General features: G+C 54.2%; 2 protein-coding genes. One reads left to right on the top strand and one right to left on the bottom strand.

The window, feature by feature from the left end; translation table 11 throughout:
* Positions 1 to 193: 193 nt before the first annotated feature.
* Positions 194 to 1,048 (bottom strand): SDR family oxidoreductase, encoded by an 855-nt coding sequence (locus ACZ9IM_RS30450; RefSeq protein WP_427622758.1) that lies wholly within the window; start codon positions 1,046 to 1,048, stop codon positions 194 to 196.
* Positions 1,049 to 1,195: 147 nt separating this feature from the next.
* Between ACZ9IM_RS30450 and ACZ9IM_RS30445 the strand changes: the two genes are divergently transcribed.
* On the top strand, positions 1,196 to 1,543 hold the full coding sequence (locus ACZ9IM_RS30445) for a winged helix-turn-helix transcriptional regulator (protein WP_427622878.1): 348 nt from the start codon (positions 1,196 to 1,198) through the stop codon (positions 1,541 to 1,543).
* Positions 1,544 to 1,689 lie beyond the last annotated feature (146 nt).

Raw genomic sequence — 1,689 nt, 5'->3', positions numbered from 1 at the left:
ATTGGTTTGAGACCACGCTACTAGCGTGAACAGCCGATAGATTTAATGTAGCAACGCAGGCTACAAAACGTTCCATGCGTTTTCGCACAACCTGGGCCAGAAGCAGACGGTCAACCCGGTCCTCGATGGTTGGCGTGGATGGCTTTGCTCAATGCGGCTTGGAAGCATTAAGCAAAGCTGCTGCTGGCTAGTTTTAGTGCTTAAGCGCCGCGCTAACGGATTGAGTAATCGGGGTCGTTGGACGTCCCAACAACTCACTCAGTTGGCGAGAGTCATCAAACAGATCGCCTTTAGCTGCTGCGGCATCAGAATCAGCCAGCAGCCCTGCGAACTCTGCCGGCAGGCCCAATCCAATGAGTACTGCCTTGTATTGCTCTTGTGGAAGATCGTTGTAAACAACGGTCTTACCGGATTGTTTGGCGACTTCCGTGGCCAGTTCGGATAACGAGTAACTCTCATCACCTGCCAATTCGTATACCTTGCCTGCCTGACCTTCGCTGGTCAGTACAACGGCTGCCGCGTCAGCATAATCTTTTCGCGCTGCGGAGGAGATTCGACCCTCTTGCGCACTACCCAGAATGGCTCCGTGCTCGACCGCAGGCGACACGCTGGCAGTGTAGTTCTCGCTGTACCAACCATTACGCAGCAGTACGTAATTCAATCCAGACTCTACCAACGCCCGTTCGGTATCCCGGTGCTCGACAGCCAGGCCCAGTGTCGACTTGTCTGCATGCAGCATGCTGGTGTACGCCAGAAGTTGAACGCCCGAAGATTTGGCCGCCTCAATGACGGCACGATGTTGTGCCGTACGCTGGCCGACTTCGCTTGACGAAATCAGCAGCAGACGCTGAACACCGACCAAGGCGCTAACGAGGGTTTCAGGCTGGTTGTAATCTGCTTGGCGGACGTTAACGCCTTTCGCGCCAAGATCCTGCGCCTTGAGTGGATCGCGCACCAACGCGACGATTTCGTGTGGGTTGACGGTTTTAAGCAGCGAATCGATAACGAGACGGCCCAATTGGCCGGTAGCACCTGTGACGGCAATCATAATGAAGCACCTTGATTCCAAAGGGAGGAGTGATCATCCTATGGCACAGGCTAACTAATAGTAAGTACGTACAAAAAGGTAAGTATCATGAGCCGCCAAGATTATATCCCTCACCTTGTTTCCGAAAAAATACGTCGCGGCGAACTTATGCATGCTGATTGCCCTTCGCGAGAGGTCCTCAAGCATATGACCAGCCGCTGGGGCGTCCTGGTGCTAGTTGTTTTATTGGGGGGCACGCATCGTTTTAGTGAGCTGCGTCGGAAAATCGGTGGAGTGAGTGAGAAAATGCTTTCACAGACACTCCAGGGATTGGAGGGCGATGGGCTCGTCAACCGGCTCTCTCGACCGATAGTGCCACCCTATGTGGAATACACGTTGACTCCCCTGGGAGAGGCAGCAGCGGCCAAGGTAGAAGCAATGGTCGACTGGATTGAAAACAACCTGCCCGAGATTATGCAGTTCAGGAGCGAAAACGCGGACGCAGAAAAGAGCTGACCTCCGCGAAGGGCCGCTTTGGGTCGATTTCGGCCGGTGGCGACCGGCAGAAATCGACCCAATATAGATAGTCCGTCCCACCTTCATCGATACTGGTAACGGTTGGCAGGTAGCTGTCAGCGAGGGTGGAACATGCACCTGTAGAC

The organism is Pseudomonas sp. TE12508 (assembly GCF_056279485.1).
Note: the sequence above shows the minus strand (reverse complement) of the source record. Positions and strands in the feature narration are given on the sequence as shown.

Excerpts from the sequence above, each read along its gene's own strand:
- ACZ9IM_RS30450 (WP_427622758.1), bottom strand. The coding sequence starts at position 1,048 with ATGATTGCCGTCACAGGTGCTACCGGCCAATTGGGCCGTCTCGTTATC.
- ACZ9IM_RS30445 (WP_427622878.1), top strand. The coding sequence starts at position 1,196 with ATGCATGCTGATTGCCCTTCGCGAGAGGTCCTCAAGCATATGACCAGC.